The 2,114-nt window shown below is 68.8% G+C and carries 1 protein-coding gene and 1 pseudogene; both read left to right on the top strand.

What is annotated here, in order from left to right:
* Positions 1–207: pseudogene (locus FVW20_RS13320) on the top strand (murein biosynthesis integral membrane protein MurJ); the annotation flags it as partial.
* Between the two features lie 158 nt (positions 208–365).
* The coding region (locus tag FVW20_RS13315) for a hybrid sensor histidine kinase/response regulator (RefSeq protein WP_196609993.1) at positions 366–2,114 on the top strand (1,749 nt) is incomplete at its 3' end.

The raw sequence follows: 2,114 nt of genomic DNA, 5'->3' as shown, positions 1-2,114 counted from the left end.
CTGGCCTGTGCGGCCTGCCTGCCCGCATGGTGGCTGGCGGGGGCAGGCGCGGGCACGGCATGGACAGCGCCCGCCCTGCACCCTGCCATGCGCCTGGCCCTGGGTGTACCCCTGGCCGCAGTTCTGTACCTGGCCCTTTCGCTGTGCTGCGGCAGTCAGGACGCCCGCGCTCTGCTGCGCGTTGTGCGGCGTGAAAAAACAGGCTAGGCTCGCCAGACGCCCGCCTTGCGCCCCGCCCCTTGCGCCTCGTCACTTGCGCCCCGTCCCTTGCGGCGGATGACGCCAGCCGCACGGGAACGGCGCAACCGGGCCGCCCCCGGCAGCCGCCCCGTCCGCACACGAAAGGCACGCACAAGGGACGCCGCATGCACCAAAAGGCCCCACGCCATCTGCTTACCGGCATCCAGACCCGGCTCGGCCTGCTGATCACGCTGGTCACCACCGTCATGCTGGTGGTGTTCATGGTCATGGACTACACCGCCGCCAGCGACAAACTGCGCCGCGACATAGAGGATTTCGCGCGGCGACAGGCCGTGCGCGTTGCGCGTCAACTGCAGGTTCCCGCGTGGAACCTGGACGCCGGGTCCATCTCCGCCGTCATCGCGGCGGAAATGGAAGACCAGCGGGTGTACGCCGTGGCCCTGTTCGAACGCGACGGCACCACGTTGCTCGGCGGCATGCAGCGCGACGGCGACTGGCGTCCCGTGCCGTGGAGCGACGCCGCCGACGGCGACTTCGTCACCGAGCGCGAGGTGATGGCCCACCAGGGCGAAGAACTCGGCAGCGTGGTGGTGATGATCTCGCCACGCGGCATCGACGACGCCCTGTCCGCCATGGTGCGCGAAAACGCCGTGCGCGTGACCCTGGTGGGCTTCGTGCTGGTGGTGCTGATCATCCTCATCCTGCGGCGCACGGTGGTGGTGCCCGTGGCCGGACTGGCCCAGGTGGCCAGAAAGGTGGCGGAAGAACGCAACTACGCCTTGCGCGCCGTGCAGCATGGCCATGACGAGATCGGTCGACTGGTGGACGCCTTCAACACCATGCTCGAGCAGGTGGAACGCCACGAACGCCAGTTGACCGTGCAGCAGGGCGAACTGGAACGCATGGTGCGCGAACGCACCACGGCGCTGGACACCGCCCATGCCCGCGTGGAACGCGCCAGCCGCGCCAAGAACGAATTCCTGGCCGGAGTCACCCACGAATTGCGCACCCCCATGAATGCCGTCATCGGCATGGTGGACATTATCCTTGGCTCCGATCTTGCGCCCAAGCAACGGGAATACCTGAACCTTGTTCGATCTTCGGCCCGTTCGCTGCTGGGCGTGGTGAACGGCGTGCTGGACTTTTCCAAGTTGGAGGCCGGGCGGCTTGCCCTGGAATCCATCCCCTTCCGCACCCGCGATTTGCTGGAAGAAGTCACCGACCTGTTTCACGACCGGCTGGCCGTCAAGGACATCGAACTAGTGGTGGACATCGACACCGGCGTGCCCCCGGTGCTTGTGGGCGACCCTTTGCGGCTGCGGCAGGTGCTGGTGAACCTGGCCGCCAACGCCTTCAAGTTCACCGAGCGGGGCGAGGTGGTCATCCGCGTGGGGCTGGTCGGCGCGGGGCCAGACGCGGGGCACCACGCCGCCGCCGACACGCGAGGGGGCGCGGGAACCGGGGTGGAAAACTTCAAGGAAGCACCGGCGGACGGCGCAACAGACCGCACACGGGCCAGCGACGCGCACGGCAGCGGCGTGGAACTGGCCTTTTCGGTGCGCGATACGGGCATCGGCATCGCGCCGGAAGCGCGCGAGCGGCTGTTCGAATCCTACAGCCAGGCCGATGCTTCGGTGTCGCGCCGCTTCGGCGGCACGGGCCTTGGATTGTCCATAGTGCGCGCGCTGGTGCAACTCATGGACGGCGACGTGGGCGTGGAAAGCGAGCCGGGCCGGGGCAGCACCTTTCGCTTCACCGCCCGGTTCGGACTGCCGCAGGAGCAGGAATCCCCCACCCCGCCCCCGCCGCAACTGGCGGGAAAGCTGGCGCTGGTGGCCGAGGCCAACCCCGCCTGCGCGCGCGTGCTGGCCCGGTTGCTGGCGCAACTGGGGGTGCGCTGCCAGGTGGCGCCC

It is taken from the genome of Nitratidesulfovibrio oxamicus, assembly GCF_015731765.1.
GTDB lineage: Bacteria > Desulfobacterota > Desulfovibrionia > Desulfovibrionales > Desulfovibrionaceae > Cupidesulfovibrio > Cupidesulfovibrio oxamicus.
The sequence above is the reverse complement of the archived record's forward strand: the minus strand, read 5'-3'. Positions and strand labels throughout refer to the sequence as shown.